General features: G+C 57.5%; 16 protein-coding genes and 5 tRNA genes. 10 read left to right on the top strand and 11 right to left on the bottom strand.

Going from position 1 to position 16,208, the window contains the following annotated elements:
• Positions 1-170 precede the first annotated feature (170 nt).
• The gene (locus tag AB5Y84_RS15575) at positions 171-374 is read left to right on the top strand and encodes a CPXCG motif-containing cysteine-rich protein (RefSeq protein ID WP_005336871.1); all 204 of its coding nucleotides are present in this window, start codon (positions 171-173) and stop codon (positions 372-374) included.
• 174 nt (positions 375-548) lie between these two features.
• Here the strand turns inward: AB5Y84_RS15575 and AB5Y84_RS15570 are convergent, their stop codons facing one another.
• Both AB5Y84_RS15570 and AB5Y84_RS15565 read right to left on the bottom strand, forming a co-directional pair.
• Complete coding sequence (locus AB5Y84_RS15570; protein WP_323894762.1) at positions 549-1,166, bottom strand: riboflavin synthase subunit alpha; 618 nt, start codon at positions 1,164-1,166, stop codon at positions 549-551.
• A 102-nt stretch (positions 1,167-1,268) separates the two neighbouring features.
• Entirely contained in the window at positions 1,269-2,171 is a 903-nt protein-coding gene (locus AB5Y84_RS15565; protein WP_368177317.1) for a DMT family transporter, read from the bottom strand.
• Between the two features lie 130 nt (positions 2,172-2,301).
• Between AB5Y84_RS15565 and AB5Y84_RS15560 the strand changes: the two genes are divergently transcribed.
• The 7 genes from AB5Y84_RS15560 to AB5Y84_RS15530 all read left to right on the top strand — a co-directional run bounded on the left by AB5Y84_RS15560 (position 2,302) and on the right by AB5Y84_RS15530 (position 4,683).
• Positions 2,302-2,508, top strand: coding sequence for a YaeP family protein (locus AB5Y84_RS15560; protein WP_019445841.1), 207 nt, complete (start codon positions 2,302-2,304; stop codon positions 2,506-2,508).
• Positions 2,509-2,656: 148 nt separating this feature from the next.
• The gene (locus tag AB5Y84_RS15555; protein ID WP_040069252.1) at positions 2,657-4,036 is read left to right on the top strand and encodes an MATE family efflux transporter; all 1,380 of its coding nucleotides are present in this window, start codon (positions 2,657-2,659) and stop codon (positions 4,034-4,036) included.
• Positions 4,037-4,195: 159 nt separating this feature from the next.
• A tRNA-Val gene (locus AB5Y84_RS15550) sits at positions 4,196-4,272 on the top strand.
• A gap of 13 nt (positions 4,273-4,285) precedes the next feature.
• Positions 4,286-4,362, top strand: a tRNA-Val gene (locus AB5Y84_RS15545).
• An 18-nt stretch (positions 4,363-4,380) separates the two neighbouring features.
• A tRNA-Val gene (locus AB5Y84_RS15540) sits at positions 4,381-4,457 on the top strand.
• 34 nt (positions 4,458-4,491) lie between these two features.
• Positions 4,492-4,568, top strand: a tRNA-Val gene (locus AB5Y84_RS15535).
• A 38-nt stretch (positions 4,569-4,606) separates the two neighbouring features.
• Positions 4,607-4,683, top strand: a tRNA-Val gene (locus tag AB5Y84_RS15530).
• 163 nt (positions 4,684-4,846) lie between these two features.
• On the opposite strand, the gene AB5Y84_RS15525 is transcribed toward AB5Y84_RS15530, so the two are convergent.
• The 6 genes from AB5Y84_RS15525 to fadR form a co-directional block, all read right to left on the bottom strand.
• Positions 4,847-6,682 carry a sigma 54-interacting transcriptional regulator gene (locus AB5Y84_RS15525; RefSeq protein ID WP_368177316.1) on the bottom strand — a complete coding sequence of 612 codons (1,836 nt, stop codon included), beginning with the start codon at positions 6,680-6,682 and terminating at the stop codon, positions 4,847-4,849.
• Between the two features lie 283 nt (positions 6,683-6,965).
• Positions 6,966-7,430, bottom strand: a complete 465-nt coding sequence (locus tag AB5Y84_RS15520; RefSeq protein ID WP_021229454.1) for a hypothetical protein — start codon at positions 7,428-7,430, stop codon at positions 6,966-6,968.
• Between the two features lie 247 nt (positions 7,431-7,677).
• Complete coding sequence (locus AB5Y84_RS15515) at positions 7,678-8,562, bottom strand: AEC family transporter (RefSeq protein ID WP_368177315.1); 885 nt, start codon at positions 8,560-8,562, stop codon at positions 7,678-7,680.
• Positions 8,563-8,574: 12 nt separating this feature from the next.
• Positions 8,575-9,132, bottom strand: coding sequence for a YaeQ family protein (locus AB5Y84_RS15510; protein ID WP_368177314.1), 558 nt, complete (start codon positions 9,130-9,132; stop codon positions 8,575-8,577).
• A gap of 188 nt (positions 9,133-9,320) precedes the next feature.
• Positions 9,321-9,461: a TIGR02808 family protein gene (locus AB5Y84_RS15505; RefSeq protein ID WP_005345965.1), complete on the bottom strand. Its 141-nt coding sequence runs from the start codon at positions 9,459-9,461 to the stop codon at positions 9,321-9,323.
• Positions 9,462-9,726: 265 nt separating this feature from the next.
• Positions 9,727-10,440 (bottom strand): fatty acid metabolism transcriptional regulator FadR, encoded by a 714-nt coding sequence (gene fadR, locus AB5Y84_RS15500; RefSeq protein ID WP_368177313.1) that lies wholly within the window; start codon positions 10,438-10,440, stop codon positions 9,727-9,729.
• Between the two features lie 333 nt (positions 10,441-10,773).
• On the opposite strand from fadR, the gene nhaB reads away from it, so the two are divergent.
• Both nhaB and dsbB read left to right on the top strand, forming a co-directional pair.
• Positions 10,774-12,354: a sodium/proton antiporter NhaB gene (gene nhaB, locus AB5Y84_RS15495; protein WP_163128499.1), complete on the top strand. Its 1,581-nt coding sequence runs from the start codon at positions 10,774-10,776 to the stop codon at positions 12,352-12,354.
• 98 nt (positions 12,355-12,452) lie between these two features.
• A complete protein-coding gene (dsbB, locus tag AB5Y84_RS15490; RefSeq protein WP_139429851.1) occupies positions 12,453-12,974 on the top strand; it encodes a disulfide bond formation protein DsbB in 522 nt (173 codons plus the stop codon).
• Between the two features lie 89 nt (positions 12,975-13,063).
• Here the strand turns inward: dsbB and AB5Y84_RS15485 are convergent, their stop codons facing one another.
• The 3 genes from AB5Y84_RS15485 to uvrB form a co-directional block, all read right to left on the bottom strand.
• On the bottom strand, positions 13,064-13,711 hold the full coding sequence (locus AB5Y84_RS15485) for a DedA family protein (protein ID WP_040069761.1): 648 nt from the start codon (positions 13,709-13,711) through the stop codon (positions 13,064-13,066).
• Between the two features lie 178 nt (positions 13,712-13,889).
• Entirely contained in the window at positions 13,890-14,147 is a 258-nt protein-coding gene (locus AB5Y84_RS15480; protein ID WP_005360976.1) for a YkvA family protein, read from the bottom strand.
• Positions 14,144-16,156, bottom strand: coding sequence for an excinuclease ABC subunit UvrB (gene uvrB, locus AB5Y84_RS15475; RefSeq protein ID WP_368177312.1), 2,013 nt, complete (start codon positions 16,154-16,156; stop codon positions 14,144-14,146). Before uvrB ends, AB5Y84_RS15480 begins: the two co-directional genes overlap by 4 nt.
• Between the last annotated feature and the right edge of the window lie 52 nt (positions 16,157-16,208).

Raw genomic sequence — 16,208 nt, 5'->3', positions numbered from 1 at the left:
GTCATTCTCAACCAGATTGTTCCTCTCGCACACGACCAGTCCAACCGGTTGCACCTTGCCATCGCTCAGGCTTGATCTCTGTCATAAACGTGCGTTTGCTCGCGGTTAACCCCCTGCAGCCCGACTAGAATCAGGGTAGATAGGCGGCCCCAGGGCCCGAGGAGGTTATCATGATCGAGTACACCAGCAAGCGCATCGTCTGCCCCCACTGCGGTCACCATACCCGGGTCGAGCTGGATGCCAGCCAGGGTGATCAGGAGTTTTACGAAGATTGCATGGCCTGTTGCAATCCGATCCACCTGCGGCTTCACCGCGACGAAGCCCGCGACTGTTTGCAGTTGTTTGTGGATGCAGACGACGAGCAACTGTTTTGATTGCGAGTCACAAAAAGCCGAGCAGGTGCTGTGCCTGCAAGTCGCAAAGAGCTGAGCAGATGTTGTGACTGCGAGTCATAAAAAGTTGAGTGGATATTTTCACCATATAAATAACAAGGGCCTGCACACTGCAGGCCCTTGCTTATGAGGGGATTGACACCGAGCCGTTTCCTTTCAGTGACCCCCGCGCGCCGCCAGTACCCGCTCCACCGTATCGACGATGGCCTGGGTCTGTGGATCGATCTCGATATTGGTCTGCCAGCCAGCCTTGACCCAACCCAGGTTGGTGCGGGCCAGTGTCTCGGGGATCAGGTGGACGCAGAATTCCCGCTCGCGCACCTCACCTATGGTCAGACTGATACCGTCGATGCCGATGTATCCCTTGGTCAGCACATATTTCATCAGCTCGGGAGCAAGGCGATACCACACCTGACGGTTGTTGGGTGTGTCGATCACCGAGGTAACCTCTGCCATGCCGATGATATGGCCAGACATGGCATGACCGCCGATCTCGTCGCCAAAGCGGGCAGCCCGCTCCACATTGACCCTGTCCCCCACCTGCAACAGGCCGAGGTTGGTGAGACGCAGGGTCTCCTGCATCAGATCGAAGCTGACCAGCTCACCCTCGACCCGAGTGACGGTCAAACAGCAGCCGTTGTGAGCCACCGAGGCACCGAGGGCCAACCCTTCCCCCCACGCCGGGCTTGGCATGCGGATCACATGGGTACGGAAGTTGGGTTGCTCTTCGATGGCGACCAGCTCGGCCACACCTTGCACAATTCCGGTAAACATCATCACCTCTTTGTTTCTGGTAACACGCTCTGTTTTTTATCGCGGCCTGTGGCCGCTTCTTTTACATAATCCGTTTTTACACAATTCGTTTCGTACAAACTGTCACACCTGCTCCGCTGCCTCAGACCGCGCCAGCACACGAGCCCGGCGCTGGGAATGGATGACCACTATGCCAGCCAGCACGATGAGCAGACACCCCGCCATACTACTGAGGGTCGGCATTTCACCAAACATCAGATAGCCGCAGAGGGTAGAAAAAAAGATCTGGAAATAGAAGAAGGGCGCCAGAGTAGAGGCCTGCGCATACTGCATCGCCTTGATAAGGCAATATTGGGAGAGCAGGGTCACCACCGGTAGCGCCAGCAGATAGGGCCAGTCGGCAAGCCCAGGGAAGCGCCACAGTGCAGGCTGCCAGCAGAGTGCGACCATTGCCACCATCCCCAGCATGAAGCAGGTGACGATCAGGATATCGAGGGTGGTCAGACGTGGGTCCACCAGCTTGGTGATGAGGTTGTAGCCGGTGTTGGCCAGTACAATGACCAGTGGCAGCAGATAGTAGAGGTTCGCGTCGCCCCCGTCAGGATGGGTCACCACCAGCACGCCAAACAACCCCAGCAGCACGGCCGCCACCTTAGCCCGGGTCAGACGCTCCCTGAAAAAGATCACACCCGCCACCACGAAGGCCAGCGAACCAAGCTGGCAGATGATGGTGTAGACGTTGAGTGGCACATGGGCCTGCGCAATCACCGAGACCAGCGCACAGACCAGAAACAGCAGCGAGCGCAACAATAGCCAGCGATCCACCGCCAGCAGCGCCGACATGGTGCGCCTTGGCAACAACAGCAGCAGACCGAGGAAAGGAACAAAGAAGCGAAACCAGACCATCTCCATCACGGAGTAGCCATGGAGTACCAGATATTTGTCCGCGCTATCCTTAAGCGTCAGAGCGAGAAGTGCAAACAGCGTCAGAAAGATCGCCAGTGAGTTGCGCGAAGAGAGCAGCATCAAAGAGGCCGAAACAGGAAAAGGGGGTAATTAAACTAACGGGCTTGCCGCAAATTACAACCGCGAGACTGACAAAATGGGAGCAAAACCGCTATATTTGCTCGCCTTTTTACTTTCAAGGAAGCAAATCATGATGGTTTATGAGTGCTGTGAAGCGATCCGTATCGCCTATAACCAGATTGGCTCCGGCGAGCAGGGCTATGTGCCGAAGGCCATCGCCGCCGCTATCCGCGCCCTCAACGCGGTCGCTGCCGATGAGCGGGTGCCCGCCGAACTGCGTGAACAGGCCGCCTATGCCGCTGCCAACCTGCTGATCAGCGATCACGAAGACGCCTGATCCTGCCCCTGGGGCGGCAACTATTTCGTCCTGGCTGAATTTCAGGCTAGAATGCCTCCCCCACCCTTTGCACTTTCGTCCGAAAGTGCAAAGGCTCTTCCCGATTTCCGCTCTTTTTTACTCTTATCTGATCCACTCGGAGGTGTCAGTGCAACGTTATTGGTCCGAGGCGAAGCAGCTCGTCCGTCTAGCCAGCCCCATTCTGGTCGCCCAGGTGGCCCAGGTCGCCATGAACTTCGTCGATACCGTGATGGCGGGTCAGGTGAGTGCGGTCGATCTGGCCGCCGTGTCGGTGGCGTCCAGCTTCTGGCTACCGGTGATCCTGCTGGTGCAGGGGATCATCATGGCGCTGACCCCCATCGTCTCCCAGCTCAATGGCGCCCGTAAACGGGAGGCAATTCGCCCGGCCGTCCATCAGGGCTTCTGGCTGGCACTGATCGTCACCCCGCTGGCGATGATTGCGCTCTATTACAGCCCGCTGGCGTTGCAGTTCATGGATGTGGAGCCGGTGATGGCGGCCAAGACCACTGGTTATCTACACGCCATCCTGTGGGGCCTTCCCGCGTTCGTGATGTTCCAGGTGCTGCGCAACTTCAGTGAGGGGCTCTCCCACACCATGCCTACCATGGTGATCGGCTTTGTCGGGCTGGCGGTCAATATTCCCGCCAACTACATCTTCATTCACGGCCACTTCGGCATGCCGAAACTGGGCGGGGTGGGCTGTGGCGTGGCTACTGCCATTGTGCTGTGGGCCATGCTGCTGGCGATGATCCTCTATGTGAAGCTCTCCCGTCACTTCACCGAGATCCGGCTCTTCTCCCAGCTGGCTCGCCCCAACGGCAGCCGGATCTGGCGCTTGTTCCGCTTGGGCTTCCCCATCGCCATGGCGATCTTCTGCGAGGTGACCCTGTTTACCGTGGTGGCCCTGATGCTGGCTCCTTTCGGTGCCGAGACTGTGGCGAGCCACCAGATTGCGCTGAACTTCTCCAGCCTGGTCTTTATGCTACCCCTCTCCATCGGGGTGGGTGTCACCATCCGGGTCGGCCACAGTATCGGTGAAGGGCAACCCCATCACGCTCGGGTGGCAGCTCGCACCGGCTTGATGCTGGGGATGGCCATTGCCGCTGCCACTGCCGCCATGACGGTGCTACTGCGCGAGCAGATCGCCTCCATCTATACCGATGATCAGCAGGTGATCGTCCTGGCGGCCATCTTGCTGTTCTTCGCCGCCATCTATCAAATCTCCGACTCGGTGCAGGTGGTCGCGGCCGCCGCACTGCGCGGTTACAAGGATACCCAGGCGATCTTCTACGTCACCATCGTCGCCTACTGGGGACTGGGGCTGCCCACCGGCATGATCCTGGGTCTGACCGACTGGCTGGTGCCGCGGATGGGGCCGCAGGGTTTCTGGATCGGCTTTATCGTCGGCCTCACCAGTGCGGCCCTGATGCTGGGGGCGAGATTGCGCTACATCTATGGCCGCTTTGCCACTCCGGAAGCCTGCACTACCCTGTCGCGATCTCAGTAACAGGGCTTGGCAAGCGACAACTCGCCTGCAAAATCAACAGGCTGCGCAAGAACTGGGCAAACAGTCTCCTTTGTGCATATGGCCTGTTGACAGCCTTGGGGGGCATGGGTAGTATGCCGACCACGTCAGCAGAGCTGGCGTAGTGAAGTGATAGAAAGTGGGTTTATAGCTCAGTTGGTTAGAGCACTACCTTGACATGGTAGGGGTCGTTGGTTCGAATCCAATTAAACCCACCACTTTTTCTGTGATGCGTCCTTAGCTCAGCTGGTTAGAGCACCACCTTGACATGGTGGGGGTCGGTGGTTCGAATCCACTAGGACGCACCATTACAGAACACTGATTATGCGTCCTTAGCTCAGCTGGTTAGAGCATCACCTTGACATGGTGGGGGTCGGTGGTTCGAATCCACTAGGACGCACCATTCAGTCTCAAAACTTTGCAGATATTCCAGATGTGGGTTTATAGCTCAGTTGGTTAGAGCACTACCTTGACATGGTAGGGGTCGTTGGTTCGAATCCAATTAAACCCACCACTTCTGCATAAAGAAATAAAAGCCGCATTGCGCACCCTGCGTCCTTAGCTCAGCTGGTTAGAGCATCACCTTGACATGGTGGGGGTCGGTGGTTCGAATCCACTAGGACGCACCAGATTAAAAAAGCCCGCTCATCGAGCGGGCTTTTTGCATTCTGTCCGCCCCCCTTCCCCGCCAATCTGTTCATCACCGACCGGGCAATGGCGCAGAACCTTGTTCCCATAAAAAACCCGTGCCATCCGATAAACGACACGGGCCGGATAGATGCCGCCAGCGCCTCAGCTCTGCACGGCAATCTCGTACTTCTTTATCTTGCGATAGAGGGTGGCAATCCCGATCCCCAGCGCCTGTGCGGCCAGTTTTTTGTTGCCAAGCCGCTGCAGGGTCTCTTCAATCATCTGTTTTTCCATGCTCTCAAGGCCGCTCTCACCCGGAACGGTTTCAGGCAGCTTCTCCGGCGTGGCGGCGAGCGGAGCGGTGGCAGCCACATTGAACGCCGCATCCAGGTTGGTCACCGGGATCGACTGGGCGGTGACACGATGAGGCTCCTGATTGCGGATGATGTTGGGGGGCAGCAGACTGGCGTCAATCACTTCGCCCGCCTGGCTGACGTTGACTAGATATTCGATGAGGTTGCTGAGCTCGCGCACGTTGCCCGGCCAGCGATACCCCTTGAGCAGCGCCATCACCTCGGGCGCCAGACCGGGATAGACGATACCGATCCGGCTGGTGTGCAGGTTGAGGAAGTAGTGGGTTAGCAGCTCCACGTCCCCTTCCCGCTCCCGCAGCGGCGGCAGGTTGAGGGGGATGACGTTGATGCGATAGTAGAGATCTTCACGAAACTTCCCCTCGGCGATGTATTGATCGAGATGCTGGTGAGTGGCGGCGATGATGCGAATATCCACCGGCACCGGTCGGCTGGCCCCGATGGGGGTCACCTCCCGCAGCTCCAGCACCCGCAGCAGCTTGGCCTGCATGGTGAGCGGCATGTCGCCAATCTCGTCAAGGAACAGGGTGCCCTGATGGGCCGCCTGAATAAGGCCCTGCTTGCCGCCGCTGGAGGCGCCAGTAAAGGAGCCCTTCACATAGCCAAACAGCTCGCTCTCCAGCAGTTGTTCGGGAATGGCAGCACAGTTGATGGCGATAAAGGGTTTATCCTGCCGCGGACTCAGGCGATGGACGGCGCGGGCCACCACCTCTTTACCGGTGCCGCTCTCGCCACAAATCAGCACGCTGGAGGGACTCTGGGCGATGCGGTGCAGCAGTCGTTTGAGGGTGCGCATCGGCTTGCTCTCGCCGATGAGCTGATCGATCCGCACATCCGGATCCGGCTCCTGAACCTGACCAGAGTGGGACTGGTGAAACGCCATCAGAAAGAGCTGCTGACCCTGCACATGGTGCAATTGACCGATGATCAGCTCCTGACGCCCCTCAAAGGTGATGATGTGCTGGAGATGACCACTCAGCCCCTGCTGGGAGAAGGTGAGCGGGCGGATCCCCACTTCGCGCCCCTGCAGCTGTTCCTGCTGGCAACCCAGATGATGGAGCGCCGCCTCGTTGGCGTAGAGCAGTTGACTCTTGTCATCGAGCAGCAGGCAACCCTGATCCATGTTGGTCATCAGATTAAGGAACACCTTGTTGACCCCGTCCGACAGCCCGCGTGAATCGAGCAACTTGGCCACAAAGATAGTGGAAATGTGGCGCACATAGTCACACACATCCTGCAGATTGTTGTTGAGGCGCGCCTGCTGCTCGTCGCTGAAGGCCACCAGACTGATCACGCCGATGCAGCGCTCGTCCACCATGATGGGCACCCCGAGGAAGGCGCGCTCACGGCAGCTCTCCTTGCAGGTACAACCGTCACACACCGGATCATCGCTGGTGTGGGTAACGATCTTCTCCCGCTGGTTATCAATCACATAGCGCAGCAGGCGGGAATCCCCCTCCAGCTGACGTCCGAAGAACTTGCCATAGGGCCCGGTGCCAGCCACCCGAACCATATCAGCATCCACAATCTCGACCTCAAGCTGCAGCACATTCGCCAGCATCTTGGCAAAGCGCAAGATGGTCGGCTGGATCTGCATCAACAGACACTGGTTGCTCACGGATCTCATCCATCGTTCCTTTCTGTTCTTGTTATCCTCCCCCTAAAGGGAGTCATGCTGGCCAGATACTAAGGGATATCAGGGGGAACTACTTCGGGGGGGATCACGAAAAGGGAAAAAGATCCGTATCCTCCGTGACTTCAGAGGCACAGATAAAATTCAATAAAAACATGAAGATGAAAACACATGCAGCAAGATAAACCACTCGGGACAGCCAAGCCTGCTGATCTGCGGAATCCATCGACAAATCATGCTGAAGGTGGGGAAAACAGCCACTGAAATGGCATCTGGCTCACGCGCCGCGTACCTGTTTCAAGACTTGGCACTCATGGTCGAAATCCGCTTTATCTTGCGGCTGAATGTAACTTTGCCAGCGGGCAAACAGCTCGGCCGTTGGATAACGATGCAGACGAATACCGGTGCGATAGAGTTTGGGAAAGAGTGGGTCTGGCTGGGATCTCACGACCAGACCGCGCAGTTTCTCGCCAGAGGGAATGGCAATCACCAGCTCATCCCCCTCTTTCAACCGTATGGCCCCCAGAATACCGATGCCGCCGATGGCTATGTCGCGCACTACCACATAGGGCACCGGGTTGAGCAACTCCAAAAACCAGTTGCGACGGCTGCATTCTGCCTTGTAACCACCGCCACTGAGGATAAAACGGCGGTGTCTGCGCCAGTCATAACCGGTAGGCAATGCCGGGTCATAACGCGATTTTGCCTGCCCCACAGGATCAGATTGCTCACTTGTGCCCATCCGGTTTCCCTCACTGGCATTGGTTAAACAGTGTCAGTCAGCTCTTTTTCATACTATAGCTGTCGCCGCCAGGCCCGGGGCTCAGGGCCGGATAGGGGGACGACAGATGTATCACGGAGGCAATAATGGACAGAAATGGCATGGAAGAGCTTGCTGATCCTGATAGGCTAACTTTCCCCTGCAAGGATGAGATGCGAACGACTGTGACTCGGTTCGATCAAGCAATTGACCAGCGATGCTATCTGACTTAGCCGGGCAGATGAAGTGCCAACCAGACCGCCAGCGGGATCACCACCACAGAGAGGGCATTGCCGCCGAGCACGATACTGGCCACCTTGTCCGGCTGACAGTGATACTGCTCGCAGAGCATGTAATTCAACACCGCAGGGGGCAAGGAAACCGACAACATCAACAGCGGGATCCACTCCGTCTTGAGCGGCAACAGCCAGATCGCCAGCAGCAGCGACAATCCCCCCGCCAGCAGATAGAGCAGGTTGCACTTGAGCGCGAGGCCAAGGTGATCGAGTTCTCCCTCCATCAGGCGAATACCCAGCGCAAAGAGCATCAGGGGCACCGAGATCTGGCCGAGCAGCGAGGCCGTGGTCACCACATATTCCGGCAGCGTAATGTGCAGGTTGGCCACCAGCAAACCGGCCAGCGCGGCCCACAACACAGGGCTGCGCAGCCATAGCCAGCGGGAGGTATTGGCCGAGAGGATAAACATGCCGACAGAGAAGTGCAGCAGATTGGAGAGCACAAAAAGGATCACGATGGCCCCCAGTTGCTGCTCGCCAAACGCCAGCACCATCAAGGGGATACCAAGATTGCCGGTATTTCTGAACATGGCGGGCAAGATCAGCGCTGCCCGCTCAATTCCTTGGAGTTTGAGCAGCGCGAGCAGCAGACCTGGTAACAAAATAACCAGCGCCCCCGCCGCAATCAGCGGCATATGCTCCGCCAGCGCCAGCGGATACTTGACCAGCGCGGAGAAGACCAGCGCCGGGGTAAACAGTTCGATATTGGCCCTATTGACGTAACCGAGGGCGGCCCCCGGTCGCAATCGCCCGTAGAGTGCGCCGAGCCCGACCACACCGAACACCGGGATGACGATATTGAGCAAGGCGCTGAACATGGGCGGCGTCCGTTACAGTTCGCGGGCCGGTTTGCCCATCAGTACCACCGGATCCAGCGTCACTTCCAGTGCGCCGTTACTGACCCAAAGCTGACCATCGGAAATAGTGCAGGTGAGCTGCATGGTGCGCTCGACCATGGCGGTAAGCGGCAGAGTCTGGCTGTCGGAGAGTTCGATGATACTGAGGTTTTCATGCTGGCTCAGCTTGCCCTGGTTCTGCTTCCACCAGACGGCTGTACCACGACCGCCGTAGAGATAGAGCACCACCTGACGGGCGCGGTTGCAGGCTTTTTTGAGCCGTTTTTCATCGGGTTGGCCCAGCTCGATCCAGAGCTCTATTTCGTCCGAGTAGTTCTTGCACCAGAGCTCGGGTTCATCATCGGCGCTCAATCCCTTGGTGAATTCCAGTCGCTCGGCAGCGTGCCAGGCAAAGGCCGCCAGCCGGATCATCATCCGCTCATCGGTTTCGGAGGGGTGGCGCGCCAGCGTGAGGGAGAAGTCCTGATACAGATTGCGATCCATATCAGACAAACTGATCTGGGCCTTGAATACAGTTGCCTTGAGAGCCATAGAAAACCTTGAACACCTGATAAGAGAAGGGTGAGTGGGAAATACGGGCGCCAGTGTAATCAAAATCGGCGGCAGGTTCGACCATCCTGACCAAAGATTTCCCCTTCCCTGCCGGGATAAGTGCTTTAAAAGACACAAAAAACAAATGCCAGTCCGAAGACTGGCATTTGGCGGCATGGAGAAGCGACTCACTTCTCGGCGGACTGTACCCCGAACGCGTTCAGCAGCATGCAACAGGTCACTGCCACCGCTACGAATCCGCTCAGAAAGATAAAGGGCATGGCCCCATATCCCAGTACTGTCCAGATGGTGTGTTCAAGAAGACTCATTGTTGTGTCCTTCATCCGGTGAAAGGTGTGTTCCTTCTGGCGGATATTGGCTCCGCTCTTGATGACTCCATTTGACCTCAATCAGCGGTTGGGTCCTATGCCACCAAAGTGATAAATGCAGGGTTCATTTGCGCTGGATCAAGCTTTTTGGCCAAATATCCATGCAGTTCAAGCAATTACCACCGCCAATCAAGGATAGACACAAACTCGGCAGAATAAAAAAACGCGCCGGATGGCGCGTTTCTTGGACAGCACAGACAAGGGATCAGTTGTCGCACAGATCGCTTGGCATGTCCTGACGCAGGCGAGTCCACAGCTTGCCGGACTCGATACCGTACTGACGCACCGTCATGAAAACGGCTTCGTGGTTCTTGGTCTCCGCCAGATTGAGCAGGGTCTTGTAGTAGGCATCTGCGGTCTCGCGGGCCTGCTTGTCGGAGAAGTAGTAGCTGCCGACCCGGCTGTACAACCCTTTGAAACCGTTCAGGATCAAAGCGTATATCGGATTGCCGGAAGCAAACGCCAGCTGGTGGTGCAGGCGATAATCGAACTCGGCGTAAGCCTGTGCGTTGTTCTCGACCCCATCGGCACCACGCAGGATCTCGGCGGCATGTTCCGGATTGTGACGGATCGCCCCGCGGATAAAGATGGTGCAGATGTGGGTTCGGGCGGAGAGCAGCTGAGCTATCAGATCAGGTACCTTGTCCTGATCCAGACGAGCCAACGTCTCCAGAATATTGAGGCCGGAGGTTTCCCAGAAATTGTTCACCTTGGTCGGCTTGCCATGCTGTATGGTCAACCAGCCATCACGGGCCAGTCGCTGCAGCACTTCGCGCAAGGTCGTCCGCGTCACCCCGATCAACTCGGATAATTCACGCTCGGCGGGCAGAATAGATCCGGGAGGAAAGCGATTGTTCCAGATGGACTCGATGATGTATTCCTCGGCAAACCCAGCTGGGCTCTGCGCTTTTATAACCATGAATTGACTCTGTTGTAATGCGTAAAAAGGCTGACGAATGATATCAAAGCGATGATGGCTGGCAAGCATAAGGTCAGTCCTCTGCTCACATATGGCAAATATAGTGTCGGGAATATGTATCTAATCGCCACGAGGGAGCCGGCCAACCCCGACAAGGTGGTTATAAAACAGACACATGGGCAGAGATCCATCGGCTATCATTTATAATCGTCACGCTTTTTGATTAAAATCACGAGGAATCAGACAGATAAAGGCCAACATCCGGAGGCACAGGTCGAATCATCCTTGACTGCATAGAAGCAGATCCTAACAACAAAGTTGAGACCCATTATCATGCCAATAAGCCTAGGGCAGGCATTCGCCAAGAACTTCTTGGGCAATGCACCACAGTGGTACAAAAACGCCATTTTGCTATTTCTGGTGATCAATCCGATCGCCTTCCACCTTGATCCTTTCATTGCAGGCTGGTTACTGGTCGTTGAATTTATCTTCACCCTGGCCATGGCCCTCAAGTGCTACCCCCTGCAACCGGGCGGTCTGCTCGCGATCGAAGCCGTGTTGATCGGCATGACCTCCGCCGATCAGGTCAAGCACGAGCTGGTCGCCAATATCGAAGTGCTGCTGCTGCTGGTGTTCATGGTGGCAGGCATCTATTTCATGAAGCAGTTGCTGCTCTATGTCTTCACCAAGCTGCTGATCGGCGTACGCTCCAAGATCCTGCTCTCCCTCTCCTTCTGTCTGGTCTCCGCCTTCCTGTCAGCTTTTCTCGATGCACTGACGGTCATTGCCGTGGTGATCAGCGTTGCCACCGGTTTCTATGCCATCTATCACAAGGTCTCGTCCGGCAAGGGATTTGGACATGCACATGACCACACCCATGATCAGGAAGTAAAGGAAGACCACTATCAGGCTCTCGAGCAGTTCCGCGCCTTCCTGCGCAGCCTGATGATGCATGCCGCCATCGGTACCGCGCTGGGTGGTGTCTGCACCCTGGTGGGCGAGCCGCAAAACCTCATCATCGGCGAGCAGGCTGGCTGGCACTTTGGCGAGTTTGCCATTCGTATGTCCCCCGTCTCGCTCCCCGTCTTTATTTGCGGTTTGCTTACCTGTGTGCTGGTCGAGAAGATGGGATGGTTCGGTTATGGAGCCAAATTGCCGGAGTCGGTGCGCGCCATCATGGAGGAGTACAACCTGCATGAGAATGCCAAACGCACCCAGCAGGACAAGGCCAAGCTGATGGTACAGGCTCTGATCGCCATCTGGTTGATCGTCGGCCTGGCTCTGCATCTTGCAGCGGTAGGATTGATTGGCCTCTCGGTCATCGTGCTGGCAACCTCGTTCACCGGAATTACCGAAGAGCATGCTCTGGGCAAGGCCTTTGAAGAGGCGCTGCCCTTTACCGCCCTGCTGGCTGTGTTTTTCAGCGTGGTCGCCGTCATCATCGATCAGCAGTTGTTCAAGCCGGTGATCCAGTGGGTTCTTTCGGCGGAACAAGAGCAACAATTGGCGCTTTTCTATGTAGCCAACGGTCTCCTCTCCATGGTCAGTGACAACGTCTTTGTCGGCACCGTCTACATCAATGAGGTGAAGACTGCTCTGCTCAATGGCGCCATCGACCGCGCCCAGTTCGATCTACTGGCGGTAGCCATCAACACAGGTACCAATCTGCCGTCAGTCGCCACCCCCAATGGTCAGGCCGCCTTCCTGTTTATGCTCACCTCGGCATTGGCGCCGCTGCTGCGCCTCTCCTATGGCCGCATGGTCTGGATGGCGCTGCCCTACACCCTGGTGCTGGGGCTGGTCGGCTTTTTCTCTGTCGAATTGCTGCTTGGCCCTGCCACCGAATGGTTCTATCAGCATGGATGGCTGGTGATGGAGAGTGCGCTGCCAGCGGTACAGCCGGCGCTGCATTAATCCATTGCGATGGTTTCCGAGGGCCCTTTCAGGGCCCTTTTCTTTTCTGCCCCGCTCTGCTCTAATTCAGCCACTGTTTTTTCTGAGAGATCAATGAGATGATCGAGTTTCTCCGCCGTATCGCCGCCCATCGGCTGGCCTGGGGTCTGTTGGCAGCATCAGCCCTGTTCCTCGAGTTGTGCGCCCTCTTCTTCCAGCATGTGCTGGGCCTCTCCCCGTGCGTGATGTGTGTTTACGAACGGTTGGCGACCCTGGGTGTGCTGGCCGCCGGTCTGCTCGGCATGGTGGCGCCGGATAAGTGGTATGTTCGCTGGAGTGCCATGTTGCTGTGGGGCTACAGTGCCTTCCGCGGCTTCCAGCTGGCCCTCAAGCATGTGGACTATCAGGTCAACCCCTCCCCTTTCAACGTCTGCAGCCCGTTTGCCGACTTCCCGAGCTGGGCTCCGCTCGATCAGTGGCTCCCCTGGCTCTTTATGCCGGAAGGGGATTGTGCCCAGATCACCTGGCAGTTCCTCGGTTACTCCATGCCCCAGTGGCTGGTCGTCATCTTCGCCGCTTACCTGTTGGTCTTCACCGTGGTGGCCATCGGCAATCTGGTGAAAGGGCGCTGCTGCAACTGAGTATCATGGCCGTGTGGAGATAAAAAGGGGGGGGGAGCCATGATGGCNGGCTCCCCCCCCCTTCTCGTTCTGGCTGACCGTATTTCTGGTTACGCCCTGGCAGTGCTCATCTTGGCCTTGACCGCGCCAATTACCATGGGCAACAGGGAGATACCGATGATGCCGAAGATCAGCAGGGTAAAGTTGTGACGCACCACCGGCAGATTGCCAAAGAAGTGGCCGGCATAGACGAAGGAGAGTACCCACAGCAGACCGCCAACCAGGTTGAACGCCAGGAAGCGCGGATAGGTCATGGCCCCCATCCCTGCCACGAACGGCGCAAAGGTACGCACGATAGGCAGGAAGCGGGTGATGATGATGGTCTTGCCACCATGCTTGGCATAGAAGGCGTGGGTCTTCTCCAGATAATCCCGGCGGAAGATTTTGGAGTCCGGGTTGCGGAACAGCTGCTCGCCGAAGAAGTGACCAATGGTGTAGTTGACCACGTTGCCCAGCACGGCAGCGATGATCAGCACGGCCGCCAGGGTATGGACGTCCAGCACGCTGCCCACGGTAAGCGCACCGGCGGCAAACAGCAGGGAGTCACCCGGCAGGAACGGCGTCACTACCAACCCGGTTTCACAGAAGATGATCAGAAACAGGATGGCGTAAACCCAGACGCCATAGTTCTCGAACAGCTCTTTCAAATGCACGTCAACGTGCAGGATAAAGTCGATTGCAAAGAGGATCAGATCCATTTTTTCCATACCCATAAAGTGAACGGCGTGGAGTCTACGCCAATGCCATTCGGGCGACAATCATCGGCCAGCCTCTTTTTCATCCTGCAGCGCCCACCTTCAAATGAAACCGTTTTTCCGCTTCCTTCGAGAGTGGGAGCGCACAGAGTGATGTCGAGCGTGGTGTTGAAAAGGTGAACTAGGAGGCCTGTTCCAGATCGCTGCGCACTGCGGGGGGAAGACAACGCTCCCAGCCCCATAACAATACCAGCAGCAGGGTCACATCATCGAACCATCCCAGCAAGGGCACCACGTCAGGGATAAGATCCACCGGACTGATGCCATAGAGCAGGATAAGGATCACCAGCCCCCTCGCCCACCAGGGGGTACCTGGATGGCGAAAGCCCTGATAGAGACGACGCAATCGTTGCCAAATCAGCCAGCGTTTGCGGCTCATGATTCGATCAACTCGCTGCGCAGCCGCTGGATCTGGTCCCGCAGTGCTGCCGCCTGTTCGAACTCCAGATCCCGGGCATGTTGGAACATCTGCTCCTCCATCCGTTTGATCTCTTTGGCAATCTCGCCGGCAGAGCGGACATGGTACTCCCCTTGCGGCTCGGCCGCCTTGCGCATCCCCTTGCCAGGTTTGCCTGCCGTACGGCTGCCTCCCATGTCCATCACATCGCCAATGGATTTGTTGAGCCCTTTGGGGGTGATCCCATGCTTGAGGTTATGGGCATGCTGCAAGGCGCGGCGCCGCTCGGTCTCCTCAATGGCTACCTTCATCGAGTTGGTGATGGTATCGCCGTAGAGAATGACCTTGCCGTTGAGGTTACGCGCCGCCCGGCCGATGGTCTGGATCAGCGAGCGGGTCGAACGCAGGAAGCCCTCTTTATCCGCATCCAGAATCGCCACCAGCGACACTTCCGGCATGTCGAGACCTTCCCGCAGCAGGTTGATGCCCACCAGCACATCGAACTTGCCGAGGCGCAGATCGCGAATGATCTCCACCCGCTCGACCGTGTCGATATCGGAGTGGAGGTAGCGCACCTTGACGTCGTGCTCCGCCAGATACTCGGTCAAGTCTTCCGCCATCCGCTTGGTCAGGGTAGTAACCAGCACCCGCTCCTCGACGGCGACCCGTTTGCGGATCTCGGAGAGCAGATCGTCCACCTGAGTGGTCACCGGACGCACCTCGATCTCCGGATCGAGCAAGCCGGTTGGGCGCACCACCTGCTGCACCACATCGCCGCCGGATTTCTCCAGCTCGTAGGGGCCGGGAGTCGCCGAGACAAACACCGTCTGCGGCATCAGCGCTTCAAATTCGTCGAACTTGAGAGGCCGGTTGTCCAGCGCCGAGGGGAGCCGGAAGCCGTACTCCACCAGGGTCTCCTTGCGGGAGCGGTCCCCTTTGAACATCGCGCCAATCTGCGGCACCGTGACGTGGGACTCGTCGATGATGAGCAAACCATCCCCCGGCAGGTAGTCAAACAGGGTGGGCGGCGGCTCCCCCGGCGCACGGCCGGAAAGGTAACGGCTGTAGTTCTCGATGCCGGAGCAGTAACCCAGCTCCTGCATCATCTCCATGTCGAACTGGGTACGCTGGCTGATGCGCTGCTCTTCAACCAGCTTGTTGAGGGACAACAGCTGCTCGCGGCGACTGCGCAGCTCCTCCTTGATATGCTCGATAGCCCCCAGAATGGTCTCCCGCGGGGTGGCGTAGTGGGTCTTGGGGTAGATGGTGTAACGCACCACCGTCTGCTCGATGGCGCCGGTCAGGGGATCGAACTGGGAGAGGCGCTCCACCTCTTCATCAAAGAGTTCTACCCGCAGGGCCAGCTTGTCCGATTCGGCAGGGTAGATGTCGATCACTTCACCGCGCACCCGGAAGGTACCGCGTTGAAACGCCATGTCGTTGCGGGTGTACTGCAGCTCGGCAAGGCGACGCAGGATATCCCGCTGGTTGATCACATCCCCCACTTTGAGATGCAGCATCATGCTCAGATAAGCTTGGGGATCCCCCAAACCATAGATGGCCGACACCGAAGCAACGATCACCACGTCGCGCCGCTCCAGCAGCGCCTTGGTGGCGGACAATCGCATCTGCTCGATGTGATCGTTGATCGAGGCATCCTTCTCTATAAAGGTGTCGGTGGTCGGCACATAGGCTTCGGGCTGGTAGTAGTCGTAGTAGGAGACGAAATACTCCACCGCGTTGTCGGGGAAGAACTCCTTCATCTCGCCATAGAGCTGGGCGGCCAGGGTCTTGTTGGGAGCCAGGATCATGGTCGGGCGGTTCAGGGTGGCGATGACGTTGGCCATGGTGAAGGTCTTGCCCGAACCGGTCACCCCGAGCAGGGTCTGATGGGCCAGCCCCGACTCGATGCCATCCAGCAGTTGGGCAATCGCCGCGGGCTGATCCCCGGCGGGTTGAAACTGGCTGGCTAACTTGAACAATTTGCTCATGAACACTCCCGACACAAAACAGCAGAGGAGCAGTGTAACCGAGGGTTTGGCA

The sequence above is a fragment of the Aeromonas sp. s11 genome, from assembly GCF_040907945.1.
Classification (GTDB): Bacteria; Pseudomonadota; Gammaproteobacteria; order Enterobacterales; family Aeromonadaceae; genus Aeromonas; species Aeromonas veronii.
The sequence above is the reverse complement of the archived record's forward strand: the minus strand, read 5'-3'. Positions and strand labels throughout refer to the sequence as shown.

Coding starts and splice junctions, on each gene's coding strand:
- AB5Y84_RS15485 (WP_040069761.1), bottom strand. CDS start 13,711: ATGGATCTGATCCTCTTTGCAATCGACTTTATCCTGCACGTTGACGTG.
- AB5Y84_RS15505 (WP_005345965.1), bottom strand. CDS start 9,461: ATGAGTCTTCTTGAACACACCATCTGGACAGTACTGGGATATGGGGCC.
- AB5Y84_RS15515 (WP_368177315.1), bottom strand. CDS start 8,562: ATGTTCAGCGCCTTGCTCAATATCGTCATCCCGGTGTTCGGTGTGGTC.
- fadR (WP_368177313.1), bottom strand. CDS start 10,440: ATGGTTATAAAAGCGCAGAGCCCAGCTGGGTTTGCCGAGGAATACATC.
- AB5Y84_RS15510 (WP_368177314.1), bottom strand. CDS start 9,132: ATGGCTCTCAAGGCAACTGTATTCAAGGCCCAGATCAGTTTGTCTGAT.
- AB5Y84_RS15575 (WP_005336871.1), top strand. CDS start 171: ATGATCGAGTACACCAGCAAGCGCATCGTCTGCCCCCACTGCGGTCAC.
- AB5Y84_RS15570 (WP_323894762.1), bottom strand. CDS start 1,166: ATGTTTACCGGAATTGTGCAAGGTGTGGCCGAGCTGGTCGCCATCGAA.
- dsbB (WP_139429851.1), top strand. CDS start 12,453: ATGATCGAGTTTCTCCGCCGTATCGCCGCCCATCGGCTGGCCTGGGGT.
- AB5Y84_RS15525 (WP_368177316.1), bottom strand. CDS start 6,682: ATGAGATCCGTGAGCAACCAGTGTCTGTTGATGCAGATCCAGCCGACC.
- uvrB (WP_368177312.1), bottom strand. CDS start 16,156: ATGAGCAAATTGTTCAAGTTAGCCAGCCAGTTTCAACCCGCCGGGGAT.
- nhaB (WP_163128499.1), top strand. CDS start 10,774: ATGCCAATAAGCCTAGGGCAGGCATTCGCCAAGAACTTCTTGGGCAAT.
- AB5Y84_RS15480 (WP_005360976.1), bottom strand. CDS start 14,147: ATGAGCCGCAAACGCTGGCTGATTTGGCAACGATTGCGTCGTCTCTAT.
- AB5Y84_RS15520 (WP_021229454.1), bottom strand. CDS start 7,430: ATGGGCACAAGTGAGCAATCTGATCCTGTGGGGCAGGCAAAATCGCGT.
- AB5Y84_RS15565 (WP_368177317.1), bottom strand. CDS start 2,171: ATGCTGCTCTCTTCGCGCAACTCACTGGCGATCTTTCTGACGCTGTTT.
- AB5Y84_RS15560 (WP_019445841.1), top strand. CDS start 2,302: ATGATGGTTTATGAGTGCTGTGAAGCGATCCGTATCGCCTATAACCAG.